The 15,678-nt window shown below is 69.9% G+C and carries 17 protein-coding genes and 1 pseudogene; 4 read left to right on the top strand and 14 right to left on the bottom strand.

Going from position 1 to position 15,678, the window contains the following annotated elements; translation table 11 throughout:
• The first annotated feature begins 69 nt into the window (after positions 1-69).
• Positions 70-1,968 carry an alkyl sulfatase dimerization domain-containing protein gene (locus AB0I16_RS19985; RefSeq protein ID WP_363250764.1) on the top strand — a complete coding sequence of 633 codons (1,899 nt, stop codon included), beginning with the start codon at positions 70-72 and terminating at the stop codon, positions 1,966-1,968.
• Between the two features lie 6 nt (positions 1,969-1,974).
• Here the strand turns inward: AB0I16_RS19985 and AB0I16_RS19990 are convergent, their stop codons facing one another.
• From AB0I16_RS19990 to AB0I16_RS20000, 3 genes and pseudogenes are all read right to left on the bottom strand, one after another.
• Entirely contained in the window at positions 1,975-3,213 is a 1,239-nt protein-coding gene (locus AB0I16_RS19990; RefSeq protein WP_363250780.1) for an aromatic acid exporter family protein, read from the bottom strand.
• A gap of 173 nt (positions 3,214-3,386) precedes the next feature.
• The gene (locus AB0I16_RS19995) at positions 3,387-3,911 is read right to left on the bottom strand and encodes an AAA family ATPase (protein ID WP_363250765.1); all 525 of its coding nucleotides are present in this window, start codon (positions 3,909-3,911) and stop codon (positions 3,387-3,389) included.
• Between the two features lie 37 nt (positions 3,912-3,948).
• Positions 3,949-4,216 (bottom strand): annotated as a pseudogene (locus AB0I16_RS20000) (hypothetical protein); the annotation flags it as partial.
• A gap of 9 nt (positions 4,217-4,225) precedes the next feature.
• Between AB0I16_RS20000 and AB0I16_RS20005 the strand changes: the two are divergent.
• Entirely contained in the window at positions 4,226-4,453 is a 228-nt protein-coding gene (locus AB0I16_RS20005; protein WP_363250781.1) for a hypothetical protein, read from the top strand.
• 69 nt (positions 4,454-4,522) lie between these two features.
• Entirely contained in the window at positions 4,523-5,017 is a 495-nt protein-coding gene (locus tag AB0I16_RS20010; protein ID WP_363250766.1) for a GNAT family N-acetyltransferase, read from the top strand.
• A gap of 102 nt (positions 5,018-5,119) precedes the next feature.
• Here AB0I16_RS20010 and AB0I16_RS20015 read toward each other — a convergent pair whose 3' ends face one another.
• From AB0I16_RS20015 to AB0I16_RS20065, 11 genes are all read right to left on the bottom strand, one after another.
• Positions 5,120-5,446, bottom strand: a complete 327-nt coding sequence (locus AB0I16_RS20015; RefSeq protein WP_363250767.1) for a DUF1048 domain-containing protein — start codon at positions 5,444-5,446, stop codon at positions 5,120-5,122.
• 1 nt (position 5,447) lies between these two features.
• Positions 5,448-5,804 carry a DUF1048 domain-containing protein gene (locus AB0I16_RS20020; protein ID WP_363250768.1) on the bottom strand — a complete coding sequence of 119 codons (357 nt, stop codon included), beginning with the start codon at positions 5,802-5,804 and terminating at the stop codon, positions 5,448-5,450.
• The gene (locus AB0I16_RS20025) at positions 5,801-6,127 is read right to left on the bottom strand and encodes a PadR family transcriptional regulator (RefSeq protein ID WP_363250769.1); all 327 of its coding nucleotides are present in this window, start codon (positions 6,125-6,127) and stop codon (positions 5,801-5,803) included. Before AB0I16_RS20025 ends, AB0I16_RS20020 begins: the two co-directional genes overlap by 4 nt.
• 247 nt (positions 6,128-6,374) lie before the next feature.
• Complete coding sequence (locus AB0I16_RS20030; protein WP_363250770.1) at positions 6,375-6,581, bottom strand: hypothetical protein; 207 nt, start codon at positions 6,579-6,581, stop codon at positions 6,375-6,377.
• A gap of 363 nt (positions 6,582-6,944) precedes the next feature.
• Positions 6,945-7,379: a PaaI family thioesterase gene (locus AB0I16_RS20035; protein WP_363250771.1), complete on the bottom strand. Its 435-nt coding sequence runs from the start codon at positions 7,377-7,379 to the stop codon at positions 6,945-6,947.
• Positions 7,380-7,406: 27 nt separating this feature from the next.
• Positions 7,407-8,675, bottom strand: coding sequence for a beta-ketoacyl-[acyl-carrier-protein] synthase family protein (locus AB0I16_RS20040; RefSeq protein ID WP_363250772.1), 1,269 nt, complete (start codon positions 8,673-8,675; stop codon positions 7,407-7,409).
• A 14-nt stretch (positions 8,676-8,689) separates the two neighbouring features.
• Positions 8,690-8,977, bottom strand: coding sequence for a phosphopantetheine-binding protein (locus AB0I16_RS20045; RefSeq protein WP_363250773.1), 288 nt, complete (start codon positions 8,975-8,977; stop codon positions 8,690-8,692).
• Entirely contained in the window at positions 8,977-10,734 is a 1,758-nt protein-coding gene (locus tag AB0I16_RS20050; RefSeq protein ID WP_363250774.1) for an AMP-binding protein, read from the bottom strand. Before AB0I16_RS20050 ends, AB0I16_RS20045 begins: the two co-directional genes overlap by 1 nt.
• Positions 10,731-12,257 (bottom strand): radical SAM protein, encoded by a 1,527-nt coding sequence (locus AB0I16_RS20055; protein WP_363250775.1) that lies wholly within the window; start codon positions 12,255-12,257, stop codon positions 10,731-10,733. The genes AB0I16_RS20050 and AB0I16_RS20055 overlap by 4 nt, the downstream gene beginning before the upstream one ends.
• Positions 12,254-13,561 carry a radical SAM protein gene (locus AB0I16_RS20060; RefSeq protein WP_363250776.1) on the bottom strand — a complete coding sequence of 436 codons (1,308 nt, stop codon included), beginning with the start codon at positions 13,559-13,561 and terminating at the stop codon, positions 12,254-12,256. The genes AB0I16_RS20055 and AB0I16_RS20060 overlap by 4 nt, the downstream gene beginning before the upstream one ends.
• A 392-nt stretch (positions 13,562-13,953) precedes the next feature.
• Positions 13,954-14,373, bottom strand: a complete 420-nt coding sequence (locus AB0I16_RS20065) for an SH3 domain-containing protein (protein WP_363250777.1) — start codon at positions 14,371-14,373, stop codon at positions 13,954-13,956.
• A 464-nt stretch (positions 14,374-14,837) separates the two neighbouring features.
• On the opposite strand from AB0I16_RS20065, the gene AB0I16_RS20070 reads away from it, so the two are divergent.
• Positions 14,838-15,521: a class I SAM-dependent methyltransferase gene (locus AB0I16_RS20070; RefSeq protein WP_363250778.1), complete on the top strand. Its 684-nt coding sequence runs from the start codon at positions 14,838-14,840 to the stop codon at positions 15,519-15,521.
• Positions 15,522-15,678: the final 157 nt, after the last annotated feature.

Below are 15,678 nucleotides of genomic sequence, written 5' to 3' on the forward strand. Positions count from 1 at the left end.
TGAGCCTCGTCCGAGGAGACCCCCGCCCGAGGACGCATCCGGCCCCCGCACCGAGACGAGACAGCACTCATGAGCCACATCCCGCAGGACCACACCTCCCCCGCCCACGGGCCCGACGACGGCGAGGACTTCGCGGACGCCGCCCGGGGCTTCATCGCCCGGCTCGAACCGGGCACCGTCCACGACGCCGCCGGACGCCTGGTCTGGGACGCCGACGCCTACGCCTTCCTGGAGGAGGACTGCCCGCCCACGGCGCATCCGTCGCTGTGGAGGCAGAGCGGACTGGTGGCCCGGCAGGGGCTTTTCGAGGTGGTGCCGGGCGTCTACCAGGTGCGGGGCCTGGACCTCTCCAACATCACCTTCATCGAGGGCCGGCGCGGGGTCATCGTGGTAGACCCGCTGATCAGTACGGAGGTGGCCGCTGCCGCCCTCTCCCTGTACCGGGCCCACCGCGGTGAGCGCCCCGTGACGGGCGTCGTCTACACGCACTGCCACGTCGACCACTTCGGCGGGGTGCGCGGCATCGTCGAGCCGGCCGAAGCCGCCTCCGGCCGGGTGCCTGTGATCGCTCCCGCCGGATTCCTCGAACACGCGGCCGGTGAGAACGTGATGACGGGCCCGGCCATGGGGCGCCGGTCCGGGTACATGTACGGCGCCGCTCTGCCCAAGGGACCCGCCGGGCAGATCGGCTGCGGTCTCGGGCAGACCACCTCGCTCGGCAGCATCTCGCTGATCGCGCCCACCCTCGACATCACCGCCACCGGACAGACGGAGACCGTCGACGGCGTGCGCCTGGTCTTCCAGCTCACCCCCGGCACCGAGGCCCCCGCCGAGATGAACTTCCACCTGCCGGAACTGCGTGTCCTGTGCGTGGCGGAGAACGCCTGCCACACCCTGCACAACGTGCTGACCCTGCGGGGAGCCCTCGTCCGTGACCCCAGCGCCTGGGCCCGCTATCTGACGGAGACGCTCGCCCTGTTCGCCGACGGCACCGACGTGGTGTTCGCCTCCCACCACTGGCCCACCTGGGGGCAGGAGCGGGCGGTGCGGTTCCTTGAGGAGCAGCGCGACGCCTACGCCTACCTCCACGACCAGTGCGTACGGCTGATCAACGCGGGCCGTACCGGTGCGGAGATCGCGGAGGAGCTGCGCTACCCGCCCGCGCTGGAGCGCGCCTGGCACGTCCGCGGCTACTACGGCTCGCTCAGCCACAACGCCAAAGCGGTCTACCAGCGGTACATGGGCTGGTTCGACGGCAACCCCGCGCACCTGTGGCAGCACCCGCCCCGGGAGGGGGCGGAGCGGTACGTCGCGTTCATGGGCGGGGCGGACGCGGTGGTCGACAAGGCACGCGCGTCGTTCGAAGCCGGTGACCTGCGCTGGACCGCGGAGGTGCTCAGCCATGTGCTGCTCGCCCGGCCCGGGCACGCGGAGGCCCGCGCTCTGCAGGCCTCGGCCTTCGAGCGGCTGGGCCACGGGGCGGAGTGCGGCCCGTGGCGCAACTTCTACCTCATGGGCGCCATGGAGCTGCGGGAAGGCGTACGCGGCACCCCCTCCCGAGGGGCACCCGACATCGTCGCCGCCCTGACCGTCGAGCAGATCTTCCGGTCCATGGCCGTCCGGATCAACGGCCCCCGTGCGGCGGCGGCCGGCCGGATGCTCCTGCGCTGGGAGATCACCGCACCCGAGCCCGCGCCGGGGAGCCCCGGCACGCCGGAGGTCTGGACCGTTCTCGTGTCCAACGGCGCGCTCACCCCGATGCGGGGCGGCGCGCCGCGCGGGGAGGACCCGGATGTGACGCTGCGGCTGCCGCGAACCGTCCTGGACGCCGTGATGAGCGGGGCCACCACGTTCGCCGACGCGATCGCCCGGGGCGATGCCACGGTCGAGGGCGACGTACGGACCCTGCTCACCTTCGGGTCACTCACCGACCGGCCCGACCCGTGCTTCCCGATCGTCACGCGGTAGGGGCTCTCAGGCTTCCACGACCGGTCGCCGCTCCGTGCCGCTCTGACCGCGCAGCCGGCGACGCAGGGCGGCGAGCCGGGGGTGGCGTTCGCTCAGCTCCGCCGAGTGGCGGTCCAGCTCCTGCATGAGGCGCTCGGTGCGCTTGTCGAGGTCCAGCTCGTCGAGGATGCGGTCGATCTCGGCGAGCAGCGCGCCGTGCAGCTGCCACTGTCGGGGGTGCTCCTGCACGTCCTGCAACAGCATGTCGGCGACCCGGTCGCGAGTGACCCGGCTCGCGGCCAGGGTGGCGGTCAGCCGTTCCTCGGCCTGCTCGGCGTTGGCGGTCACCTGGCTGGTGATCAGCCGGGCGAAGCTCTCGATGGCTTCGGCCATCTGCTCGAACAGCTCCTGGAGGCCGGCCGACACGTCCGGCGGGAAGAGCGCTTCCCGCCTGCGGAACTTCGCCAGGTCGGTCAGGCTCCGGGTCAGCACCCGCAGCACCACCGCGCAGATCTCCAGGGTGTCGAGGCCCGTCCGCAGGACCACCCGGGACAGCAGCCCTTCCCGTACGCGCGGGTTCATCCGCAGGCTCTCCTCCGCCTGGCGCAACGAGGCGTCGACCTCCACGATGTCGTGGTCGAGGCGCCGCGCCTCGTGCAGCCGGGCGGCCGCGCGGGGGAAGGGGATGTGACCCTCGGAGATCTCCGCTCCCATCGAGCGGAACATGCCGCCCATCGCGCGCGCCAGTCCGTCGATGGACGTCCCCGCCGACTGCGTCCACACCGGAGGCGCGAACAGCAGGTTGAACAGCAGGCCCACCCCGGCGCCGATCAGCGTCTCCAGGACACGGTGCCAGGCCGCCGACGTGGCCTGGGAGACACCGAGGACCAGCATCGCGCTGATCGCCACCTCGGGCACGAACTCGTTCACCCGCACGAAGCGGCCGATGATCAGCGAAGTGAAGATCGTCAGGCCGAGGCTCCACCAGGTCAGACCGACCAGGGTGGTGAAGCCGATGGCGATGAGGACGCCGACGACGACGGAGTTCACGCGCCGGATGCCGGTGGTGAGGGTCGCGTACAGGGTGACCTGGACGACCAGGAGCGCGGTCAGCGGAGCCGTCAGGGGAGCGGGTCGCGGGGGCAGGACCATCAGGGCGACGCCGAAGGAGATGACGGCGGCGGCCGTGGAACGCAGCGTCTGCGCCGCGACGGGTTCGGTGGTCCGCCGCACCAGTTTGATCACGGGTGCAGATACGTCGGGCATTTCCTTCACGTGCCCGATCATGAACCGTTCATCACACTTCGGCCTCAGGAACCCCTCAGACACCTCTAGCGCCATCCGTCACGCACGTCACACCACACCACGTCCCGTCTCGTTCCGTCCCGTGGCGCTACTGAAGCGCGGGGGTCTGCGGCCGACCCCGGAAGGCCGTTCTCTCAGCCCTTGACGGCCCCTGCGATCTGCTGGGCGGCCTCGCCCGGTGTGAGGTGCGTGGTGTCGACGACCTCGGCCTCGGCGTGCAGCCACGTGGCGGCCGCCTCGGCGTAGGGTTCGAGGTAATGCAGGCGGAACGGGGAGTCGGGGCCCACAACGGTGTCACCCGCGATGCGCCCGCGGAGGGTCTCCTGGTCGGCGTGGAGGACGAAGTGCCGGACCGGAATGCCGTACCGCGCGAGACCCGAGCTGATCTCGCGCCAGTACTGCTCGACCAGGACGGTCATGGGAATCACCAAGGTGCCGCCGGTGTAGTCGAGGACGTGCCGGGCGGTCTGGACCACGAGCGGCCGCCACGGCGCCCAGTCCTGGAAGTTGCCCGTCCAGGGCAGCCTCGGCGTGATGTCCATGAGCGTTTCGCCGACCTTCTCGGCGTCGAACACCCGGGAAACCGGGATCAGCTGCTGTAGGAGCGCGCTGGTCGTCGTCTTGCCCGCGCCGTGGGTACCGTTGAGCCATACGATCATGGGCGTGAGGCTAGCGCCCCCGGCTTGACCGGCTTCCTCAAGTGGGGTCGCCGAGCTGGACGAGCCGTGGCGTCGGCGCGCAGCAGCCGCCGCTGTCGGCCTCAGCGGTGTTAGGGGCGTCAGGGCTGTCAGGGCTGTCAGGGGCGTCGAACAGGCCCGCGCCGCCGCAGCTCCGGTCTCGGGGAGGGTGAGGTCGACACTGTCGGCCGCGGCGAGGTCACCGGCGATGGCGGCGGCGACGGAGCGGACCTGGGGTCGATCAGCGGCGCCAGCGCGACGGGCGCGCGGAGGCGCTCGTCGAGGCCGCGGGCGAAGTGCCGCTCCTCGCGGCCGTCGGTGTGGACGACATGGACGACGAACGGCTGCTGCTCGCGGTCGGCGTCCACGATGAGGCCGGGCTGCTCACCTCCGAGCGGCGCGGCACCTGGGTGTACTACCGGGTCGAGCCGTTCGTGCTCGCCGGAATGGGCAAGCTGCCGGCCCTGCCCGACCGGGCCGGGGCGAGGAGGGGGACGGCGGGGGCCGGGGCACCGGTCGCGTGATGAGCCCGGGGGGACTGACTTACTCCGGCCATGACTGCTGGGGGGACCGGAAACGGTCCGCGATGCGACATGCCGCTACTTGCAGGGAACGCGTCGGCGCACGCCGCGGGCTGGGTGCTGCGGCGTGCGGTGGCAGCGGACATCGAGGGGATCGCGGAGCTGCGGGCCACGGTCATGCGCGCGGACCTGGAACGCCTCGGGCGCTATGACGAGCGGCGGGTGCGACAGCGGCTCAGGGATTCCTTCTCCCCGCAGCACACGTCGGTCATCATGGTCGGCCGCGAACTCGCAGGCTGCGTCACGGTCCGACCCACCGAGGGAAGGCAGTGGCTGGAGCACTTCTACCTCACCCCGCACCGTCAGGGCCAAGGGCTCGGCTCGGCCGTGCTCCGAACGGTGCTGGAGCGAACCGACGCACAGGGCTCGACCGTGGCCTTGAACGTCTTGCAGGGCAGCGCGGCCCAGCGGCTCTACGAGCGCCACGGGTTCACCGTGGAGGCCCAGGACCCGATCGACGTCTTCATGACGCGCCGGCCGAGAGCGACCACCACCGCGCACGCCTGACCCGTCGTGGAGATCCCCCCTCACCCACTGCCACCACCACCCTGACCAGCAGTCGGCTCGTGCGCATCGCGCCGCGAGAAGCGAACCCACGCGGCGGGGACGTCATTTCCCCGCCGCACCGGATTCCCTGCCGAGGGACTCCTGGTAGACGTCCGCGTTGGTGCGTGAGTCCTTGACCAGGTCGTCGCAGAACGCGGCGACGTCACTGCCGATGAGCTGCACGACCCCCTTGCCCGCGGCGGCGCCCTCCTCGAAGAAGTCGACGATCCCGGGGAGCAGCGGGCCGTCGGACAGATCGACCGGACCGACCTTGAACAGGTACTTCTGCATCTCCTTGTAGACGATCCGGTAGTCCGGCGGGAGCGCCCTGACCCGCGCCGTGTGCGCCCGCCACTGCTTCTTGCCCTCGATGATGTCCTGGATGCCCACGTCAGCCTCCCAGCCGGCTCAATTTCCGTGCGACGTTCCTGTTCAACTGCGCGCGCCACCGGTCGCGATGGGTTCGGGCCCCTTCCCCGCCGACCAGCGCCGCGCAGAAGCCCTGGATGTCGTCGCCCAGTACCTCGTGGACGCCCTGCCCCTCCGGCGCCGTCTCTTCGAGCAGCCCCAGGGCGGCGTCGAGGATCGGGGTGAGGTTCCGTCCCGTGAAGTCCCCGTGGGGAAGGAGGTGGACCTTGATCTGGTCCCACGCCGCCCGGTAGTCGTCCGGCAGGGCCTCCGCCCGGGCTTCGAACGCCTTCCAGTCCCGGGTGAGGTCACTGCCCGTGACGGTCTCCCAGAAGTTCATCTCCCGCCCTCCCTGAGCCTGTCGATGCGTGATGAGACGTACTGCCACTTCGTCCAGAACTTCGCCAGTTCGTCGCGCCCCGCGTCGTTGAGCGCGTAGAACTTGCGTGGCGGCCCGACCCCGGACGGCCGCTTCGTCACCTGGACGAGCTTGTTCCTCTCCAGTCGCAGGAGGATGGTGTACACCGTCCCCTCGACGACGTCGGCGAAGCCGAGGTCGTTCAACCGGCGGGTGATGGCGTACCCGTAGGTCTCCTCGCCGGCGATGATTTCGAGCACACACCCTTCGAGCGTGCCTTTCAGCATCTCCGTCAGGTCGTCCATCGCGCGCCTCCTCCACCCAGCGGTACTACGTGGTACCGAGTACCACTACACGGTACCACTAGGTAGTGAAGGGTCGGCGTGGCCGCCGCGCCCTCCGCGGGCTCGGGCCCGCGCGCCGCGGCACGCTTCGGGCCGGGGGCGGGGGCGGGGGTGTGACTTCGGGGGGGTCCGCCGCGGTCGGCGACGTCCTCCCAGCGCTGGGAGTCCTCGTTCCAGTAGCGCCGTCGTTCGGTCATCGCGGCCCTCGTCACATCCCCAGGAGACCGGCGACGTTCCCCGCCGAGGTCAGCACGGTGGTCAGCGAGGCCGCGTCGGCGAGGAGCGCGCGCAGGCGCCGCAGGCGGCTCTCGTCCGCGCTGCCGGTGCGGGTGATCCCGTCCTCCGCGTCGGCCAGGGCCTCGTCGAGTTCCGCGGTCTGTTCCGTCGCCCGCGTCCTGGCCAGGTCGGCCCGCAACTCCCGGACGGCATCCAGCAGTTGTCGGGTGCTCTCGTCGTACGACGGGGAGGTCCCGTGGTAGCTCGCGGCGTTCGCGATGACCGAGGGCCTTGGCCCGGCCCTTCGCCCAGCCGGCGAGTACGGCGCCGACGGCGAGGGCGGCCACGTACACGCGCAGGGCGCCCGCGAACGGCACACCGCCGAGCACCCCGCGGTGGTCGTGTCCGCAAGGTCGCGGTGGAGGCCGGCGTCTCCACGGGGGCAGGTGCAGCACGCCTGCTCCAGCTGTCGGTCGCGGTCCGCGGAAGGGCGTTCACCCGAGGAGGCGCTCAGGGTGCTGGACTGCCACCTGGACAACCTCCTGGGCCGACCGGGCTCCGGTCAGTCCGCGTAGCCGTCGAGGTCGGTGAGCGGGATCTTCGACACCGTGTACGTGCCCTGTCCGGCCGCCACCAGTCTGCCGCTGTCACTGTAGATGTCGCTGCGCGCCACGTAGAGGGTCTTCCCCGCGGTCACCACCGTGCCGATGGCGTGGATGCCCTCCTTCTGCACCGGCCTGACCAGGTTGATGTGGTAATCGACCGTCAGGACGCTGAAGGTCTCCTCCATCGAGTTGGCCGCGACGAACCCGGCCGTGTCCCCGACCTCGAACATCATGGCGGCGTGCAGGAAGTCCGCGTTCTGGGTGAGGTCCGCGTGGAAGGGGATGGCCACCCGTGCCCGGCCGGCCGCCTCGATCTCGATGGTCTTGCCGAGGAACCGGGAGATCTTGCACTGCATGCAGCAACGGGTGAGCTTCTCGAAGTGCGTCGACACGGTACTCCTCCATGGGCGGCGGCACGACTATACGAGGGACACGACGAGGCTCGCATTGATCCCGCCGAACCCGAACGCGTTGATCAGACAGCGGCGCAATCTCGTCGTGCGCACCTCGCGGGCGATGTCGACCTTGTCGAACTCGGGGTCGGTCTCCGTCAGATGCAGTGTGGGAGGGACGGCCTGATGGCGGAGCGCCATGAGGGCGCCGGCGAGACTCAGCGGACCGTTCGCCGCGAACGAGTACCCCACGTGCCCCTTGATCGACGTGACGACCGGCCGGTGGCCGGTATCCGCGGTGAGCGCGCGCAACGCCTCCAGCTCGGCGGCGTCACCGTGCACCATGCCGGACGCCTGCGCGAAGACGCAGTCGATCGCCTCCGCTTCGAGACCGGCGTCGGCGACGGCTCCGGCCATGCACCGCATGACGTGGCGAGCCGAGAGACCCGTGAGGCTGTCACCCCCGCTGTTGGCGTCGAAGCCGGTCAGCTCGCCGTGGATCACCGCACCGCGCGCCTCGGCGTGCCCGCGTTCCTCCAGTACGAAGACGGCGGCCGCCTCACCGACCACGATGCCGTCCCGCGAGCGGTCGAAGGGGCGCGGGGTGGCCTGCGGGTCCGCGCACCGGCTCAGCACCCGCATCGCCTGGAAACCGGAGTAGGTGATCGGGGTGATGACCGCCTCGGCGCCGCCGGCGACCGCCCAGGTGCGGGCGCCCGACCGGATCGCGCGCATCGCCTGCCCCATCGCCTGGGCGCCGCTCGCGCAGGCACCGGCGACCGTGACCTGCTCCCCCTCGATGCCCTCTCGCAGCGCGATCACGCTGGCCGCCATGTTGGGGATCAGCGAGGGGATCAGGAACGGACTGGTCCGGCGTACGCCCTGCTCTTCCTGGCGCAGTACACCCGCCTCGATGCTGGGCAGTCCCCCCATGGAGACGCCGAGGTACACGCCACCCCCCGGCGGGCACGGGCGGTGCGCCGCCTGCGCCCCCGCCGGGCCCTCCGCCGCCGGCTTCAGACCGCTGTCCTCAAGGGCCTGTTCGGCGGCGAACAGCGCGTACCGCACGAAGGCGCTCATGCGGGGGGTCTCGAACTGGAGCGGCCCCGGGGCGAACGTGATGACGGAGTCGTCGATCTGACCGGCGTGGCGGCTGTAGAACCGGCCGGGGTCGAAGCGTGTCACCGGCGCGATACCGGAACGTCCGGCGACAAGGCCCTGCCACAGTTCGTCGGCCGTCGCGCCGAGCGGGCAGAGCACACCCATCCCGGTGACCACCACGCCATGTTCCGCCACGTCGGTCCGGATCGTCAGGCCCGCTGCCCGGACGCGTCCAGTGTCCGCCGGATGTACTGCTCCAGATCCCGCATGGTCTGCAGGTCGTCCATCACGGACTCGTCGAAGTCGACACCGAAGCAGTCCTCCAGGAAGAGGAGCAGTTCGACCATCTTGAGGGAACTCATGCCCTCGATGGAGTTGCCGATGTTCGACTCCGGCGTCAGGTGGGACACGTCGGCCTCGACGAACTCCCCGATGTGCTTGACGATCCTGTCGAAAAGCTCCTGGTCCTGTTTCTGTTCCTGCTTCGCGTCCTGCATCAGGTGCCCCCTTCGAAACTCACACGGGTCGGCTCGTCGGTACGGCGGAACGGCGGGCGTTGCTCGATGATCTTTCGGCAGAGATGGCGCTGGATCTTGCCGCTCGTGGTCCTGGGGAGCTGCGCCCGCCGAATCCAGTGGAAGGTGACGCCGCTGATGCCGAACGCCTCGGCCAGTGCGTCACGCACCTGGTCGGTGATGGTCCGCCGGTCGCGGCCCTCGCCGATGCGCTCGTCGAGCAGGAGATGGAGCTGCTCGGTGAGCAGCATGGGGTCGGGGACGCCGACCGCCACGACCGCGGGGGTGCGCGGGCTCTCCGCGACGGCCTCGACGAACCGCTCGATCTGGTCGGGGACGTAGTTCCGCCCGGAGATGATCACGATCTCCTTGCGGCGGCCGGTGACGTACAGCTCTCCGTCGAGCAGATAGCCCAGGTCGCCGGTGCGGAGGTAGCCGTCGGGGCGCTTGAGGCGCTCGTCCACGGCGGTCTCCGCGGCGCGCTGTTCGGGGGGACCGGATGCCGCGGCGCCCCGCTCCGGAAGGTAGCCGTCGATGATGCTGGGGCCCGCCACCTCGATCTCGCCGATGGCACGGTCGGGCAGCGGCGTTCCGTCCTCGTCCACCACCCGCAGCCGGTGGCCCGGTATCGCCGGACCCACGCACATCATGCCCAGGCTGCGGAGGTCGCCGGGCGGACGGGGCTCGGCACGCCCCTTGGCCGCGACGGCCTCGGCGTCCACGCGGTCGACCGAGTAGGGGCGGCCGACGTCGGGGATGGTGGCGGCCAGCGTCGCCTCCGCGAGTCCGTACACGGGCCTGAGCGTCGTCTCCGGCAGGCCGTACGGGGCGAACGCCGACTGGAATTCGCGCAGCGTGGCCTCGTGCACCGGTTCCGCGCCGCACAGGGCGACCCGCCAGGAGGACAGGTCGAGGTCGGCGGGGGGCCGCCGCTTGGCCACCCGCGCGCAGATGTGGAACGCGGAGCTGGGCGCGGGCGAGAGCGTGCCCCGGTGGCGGCTGATCCACCGCAGCCAGGAGAGCGGGTTGCGCAGGAAGTTGACCGGGTCCGACAGCACCATCGGGATACGGGCGTGCAGGGCGTAGGAGATCCCGATGAGGCCCATGTCGTGGAAGAGGGGGAGCCAGCTCACCAGTGAGTCGGTGGGTCTGGCGCGTATCGCCTCGGCGATGGCTCGGACGTTGGCGGTGATGTTGCCGTGCCGGACCATGGCCAGCTTGGGCGCTCCGGTCGAGCCGGAGGTCGCCTGGAGGTGGGCGAGCGACGCGGGGGTGGCCCGCGGGGCGTCGAGCGTGCGGGGTTCGCCGCGGAGCGCGTCGGGGGTCGTGACCGTGGCCGGCAGCAGCGACGCGAGGGAGTCCGCTGCTTCGGGGGCCGTGATGACCGCGCCGACCCGTGCCTGTTCGGCGAGGCCGCGGAGGCCCGCCGTGTGCTGGGGGTTGTCGCCGACCGGTTCCGCCGCGACGACGGGGACGACACCCGCGTAGAGGCAGCCCAGGTAGACCGCGAGGAAGTCCCGCGAGGTGGGCAGGACGACGAGGACGCGCTCGCCCTCCCCGATCCCGTGTGCGTCGAGACCGGTCACGGTCCGGCCGACGAGCCGGCACACGTCGGCGTAGCTGAGCGCGAACTCCTCCTCGGACCGCTCGATGACGTGGAACGCCGGCCGGTCCGGGGTGCGGGCGGCGCTGTCGAGCAGCGCGCCGATGACGGTGTCCGCCCGGGATCGAGCCGTCATCGCGCGTACTTCTTCACGAATTCCACGTCGGTGGACCTGGCCGAACGGGCCAGCCACGCGCGGAGTTCTCCGTGCCGGGAGTCGAAGTCGGCCTTCAGGGCGTTCTCCCGCAGGGTTCCGGCCGCGGTGTAGTACGGCTTCTCCAGCTGTTCGAGGAACTTGATGTGCTCCAGCATGCCGGCTCGGCCGCGGTCCACACTGCGTGCGTACGCCTTGAGGCGGGCCCGTCGTTGAGGCCGCGTCTCGATCTCGAACGCCCGCTTGAAGAAGATGTCGTAGCTGTCGAGAATTCCGCGCTGCAACGCGCTCGGGCGCATCTCGCGGGGGAAGATGCCGACGAACGAGTAATGCTGGTACGTCGGTACTTCCATGATGATCCGATGGTCCTCCACGTCCTGGCGCGCCCCGTACAGCAGGTTCTGGAAGGGGTACTCCGCGAGGCACACGAACACGGGGTGCATGATGCGGGCCTCGGCGCACCAGCGGGCGGTGGCCTCGATCGCCTGCCGGTCCTGGACGTCGAGACCGAAGATGATCGCGGAGTGGATGGCGATGTCGTTCTCGGCGAACCGCAGCAGGCGCCGCGTCTGCTCGGAGGGGTCGACACGTTTGTTGAACGCCTGGAGGACGCTCGGGTCCTCCGATTCCACGCCGAGGCAGTATTCGTCGAACCCGGAGCGCTTGAGGTCGAGTACCAGGTCGATGTCGTCGGCGTGGTTGACCCGGCTCATGGCGATGAATTTGTAGCCGCGGTCCCGGAAGGTCTCGGCGATTTCCCGGCAGTAGTCCTTGCGGGTGGTGAAGTTCAGGTCCGTGACGTAGAAGCGGTTGCAGCCGGTCTGTTCGTAGATGGCGTCCAGTTCGTCGCGGACGTCCGCCGCCGTCTTGGTGCGGAATCGCCTGCCGAGCAGACGGATCGCGTAGCAGAAGGAGCACGCGAACGGGCAGCCGCGGGACATGGAGACCGTGGCCCAGTGCAGTTTCGGCGCGCGCGCCAGGAACTTGGGGTTGATGGCGGTGGCGATGTTCCCGTAGCGGGCGACCGTGTTCAGGACCAGCTCGCCGTCGGCACCGATGTAGGCCAGGTTGTCGACCTGGCTGAGCGGCTCGCCCTCCTCCAGCGCTTTGATCAGCTGCACGGCGGGGATCTCGCCTTCGGCGATCACCGCGTAGTCGGCGTAACGCAGCGCCTCGTAGGGGGCGAACGCGGCGTGCGGGCCGCCCATGATGACCACGCAGTCGGACCGCTTGGCGTGCTGGATCAACTCGATGGTCTCGATGTTCGACCAGAAGTGGGTGGCCAGTGCCGAGATCAGGATGTAGTCGTACTCGGCCAGAGGGAAGTCCTCCGGCTTCTCGCCCCAGAACATCTGGCACATCTCGACCCGGGCGTCCGGGTATTCCTGCTGGACGAACGACGCCACGTAATAGATGCCGTCGTTGTACGTGGTCGCCAGTGTCGACGCGTCGGGATACGCCTCATGGAATCCGAGCTGTACGCAGAGGATGTTGAGGCTTCTCATGACGCCGATCCCGAGGGGCTCAGCGACGTCGTGCCGTTTCGGCGCGCGAACTCCTTCCGCACCTTCTCCTTCATCTCCTGCTTGAGCTTGGCGGCGATGCGCTCCGGGTCGTTGACCCGGCGCTGCGCCCAGGCGAGCAGGTCGCGTGCCTCGGTGCGGTTCATCTTGGGGTGCTTCCACACCAGGTTGTACAGATCGTGCTTGCTGAGGTCCGGTTCGTCGATCAGGTGTTCCATCTGCCGGTAGAGGCGGGTGCCGTGGAACGGGGTGAGCAGTGTCAACTGGCAGGCGAACAGCTCCTCTTGGCAGAGCTGCTCGATGTCGTACCGCATGTCCTCGACGCTGTCCTCGGCGAACCCGACCATGAAGGTGCCGAGCGCGCGGCGGCCGTTGTCGATCAGCTCGCGGACGGTCTGCCGGACGTTGTAGACGTCGTCGCGCTTCTTCACGTCGGCGATGTTCTTGTCCCGGTAGGACTCGATGCCGACGATCGCCCCGTCCATGTACCGGTCGGTCAGCTCGGGAATCCGGCCCCGGATCAGGTCGGCCCGGGTCAGGCAGATCCACGGGAGCTCGCGCTCCGCCAGTGCGTCCACGACCTGTTCGGCGAGGTTGTTGGTGAGGAAGAAGCTCTCGTCGTAGATGATGACGTGGGCGACGTCGGAGTCCCGGTACTCGTCGAGCGCCGCGTACGTGTCCTCCATGAAGATGGCTTCTTCTTTGGGGTTGAATATCGGCGTCGAACAGAAGGTGCAGCCGATGTTGCACCCGCGCTTCGAATACAGATAGCCCACCGGGGACTTCAGTCCGCGGAAACCGCTCTCGCCGAGCATGGCGGGGTGCCGCACGCGTGGCAGCGGCGTACCGTAGACGTACTCGTGGATCGGCGCCTCGCCCGCACCCTTCACCTTCCTGGTGAAATAGGGGTCGATTCCCGGGGAAAGGACGCCGTAGTTGCCGGCCCATATCTCGGGCACACCGGTCTCGCGTGCGACCTTGGCCATCTCGATCGCGACGGGCGTCGACCAGGTGTAGAAGCTGATGCCGACCATGTCCCATTTCTCGGAACGCAGGGCACCGAGATACTCGTCCCAGGTCGGGTACTCCAGTATCTCCACGTCCGGCACATTGTGCTTGATGAAGCGGAGACCGGTGGGCGGACAGGTGACGGAGAGCCGGTCCTCCAGGTCCACCGCGCAGGTCCAAGCCATATAAGTGTCGGTCCGGTCGTACCAGTTCCCGCCGATGCCGTCGGGTTCGACCAGAGCCTCCTTCGGAGCGGTCGTGAGGAGCACTCTCTTCATCTGCCGACCCCTATCGCCACGAAAATGCGCTGCTTATTTACGGCCTGTTTCAGGCATGGCCGTTCCCCAACCGGCCCGCAATAACAAAATGGCACTCCGTTTAGCATGCACAGAATGTTTGCGACTCTAGGTTCGGCCCAATATCCATGTCAACCCTCCTACTGCGCCTGCGATATGGGCCACCGCATTCGCGCCAGCCGGCCGCTGACACGGTTTCTTGATCCGGTTTCCTCGGCCCCCGGTGGGCGGACCGCGCGCCGGAACCGGAGCCGCTGCGGATGCCGGGCAACTCGGCCGGAACCGTGCGCCACGCGAAGGCGGCGGGGCCGGACGCGTCTCGCGTCCGGCCCCGCCGCCTTCGTCCGGCACGGGTCGGGCTCCGGCCCGGCAGGTCACCTGCAAGCAGGAACCGGCCCGGCGGTCTTGACGTAGCGGGCGGCGATCCAGCCCTTGGGCATCCCCACCTGGTACCACGTGCGGTTGCCACCGACCGGCTGTCCGGGCTTGCGGCACATCAGGTGGACGGTCTCACCGCTGCTGTAGAACCCGGTGACCGCGGAGTTGGAGGTCGGCTGCTGCCGCACCTTGAGCCCGGTCTTCGCGATGACCTTGCCCTTGACCGTCTTGGCGGGGGCGAGAACCGTGAGGGTGGTTCCGGACACCCACTTGCCGCAGCCCGTACCGCTCACCGTGACCTGGTGGCGACCAGGGGCGGCCGCCCCCTTCACCAGGGCACGTCCCGAGTACGCCGCCGCGTTGCCCCTCTTGGTCAGCGTCACCGCCCTGACGAAGGCATCGGATGTGGCCTGCACGGAACGACACGCCCCTGAGGCGCCGTCGAGTCCCACCGTGAGCCTTTCCCCCTGCCTGACCACATCGGGGGAGAGCGAAGCCCTCGGCGCCATGACGGACGGCGTCTGCACGCTGCCGGAATCGGCCTGGGCAAAGCTGGTCATCGCCACCGAAGCAAGGGCTACCGCCGTACAGCCACTCACGGCATAGCGAACCATCATCTTCGTATTCCCTTCAAGACGCCGCATGCGATCTCCGCGGGACAGGGCCTCGCGGGCATGCAGGCACCATAGGTCCGATATTGAGGCAAATGCCGCTTTCGCCACGCGGCGTGTATCCGGATCATCCGATTGCACCGATGGCAGGTGAAGGACCCCGAGGCCGGGGACGGCAGGTGCCACGCGCCACTCCCCCGCCGGACGTCGTGTTGCCGAAGCGGCAACAAATGTGGCATCACCTCGGCGCACTGGAGGACGGTGGGCCCGTGACCGACGAAACCGCGGGACAGCCGCCCGCCCCCACCACCACTGCCCCGCCCGCCGACGGGTACCTCGGAGATCCGGCGGTACGCGCGGAGTGGGACAGCCGATACGCCGACCGAGACCAGTTGTGGAGCGGCGCCCCCAACGGCGCGCTCGTGGCCGAGGCCGGCGGGCTCACCCCCGCGCGGGCGCTCGACGTCGGCTGCGGCGAGGGCGCGGACGCCATCTGGCTCGCGCGCCGCGGTTGGGACGTGACGGGACTGGAGGTCTCGGGGGTGGCGCTGGAACGGGCGGCCGGGCACGCGCGGGAGGCCGGCGTCGACGTCGAGTGGGTCCACGCCGCACTGACGGAGGCGGGGCTCCGTCCCGCCTCCTACGACCTGGTGTCCGCCCAGTACCCGGCCCTGCTGCGCACGCCTGACGCCGCTGCCGAGCGCGCGCTGCTGGCCGCCGTGGCGCCCGGCGGGGTGCTGCTCCTCGTACACCACGCGGGCATGGACACCCAGCAGGCCCACGAGAGCGGCTTCGACCCGGCCGACTACGTCTGGCCCTCCATGGTCTCCGCCCTCCTGGACGAGGACTGGAAGGTCGAGGTCGACGAGCAGCGGCCGCGCGTGGCACCCGACGGCGGCGCCGGCGCCCATCACACCGATGACGTGGTGCTCCGCGCACGTCGCCTGCGGTAGGGCTTCGCGGGCCGCCGCGGGGCAGGATTCACCCGCGGCCGGCCGCGGCGTGTGCTCGCGGGCTCAGAGCCTGTCTTTGAACCCTCGCCTGCGCCCCGACGCCCGGCACGCCCGCTCGCCGCACGGCGCCCCCGGACAGGTGGCTCCGCCACATGAC

The organism is Streptomyces sp. NPDC050703, assembly GCF_040654435.1.
GTDB lineage: Bacteria > Actinomycetota > Actinomycetes > Streptomycetales > Streptomycetaceae > Streptomyces.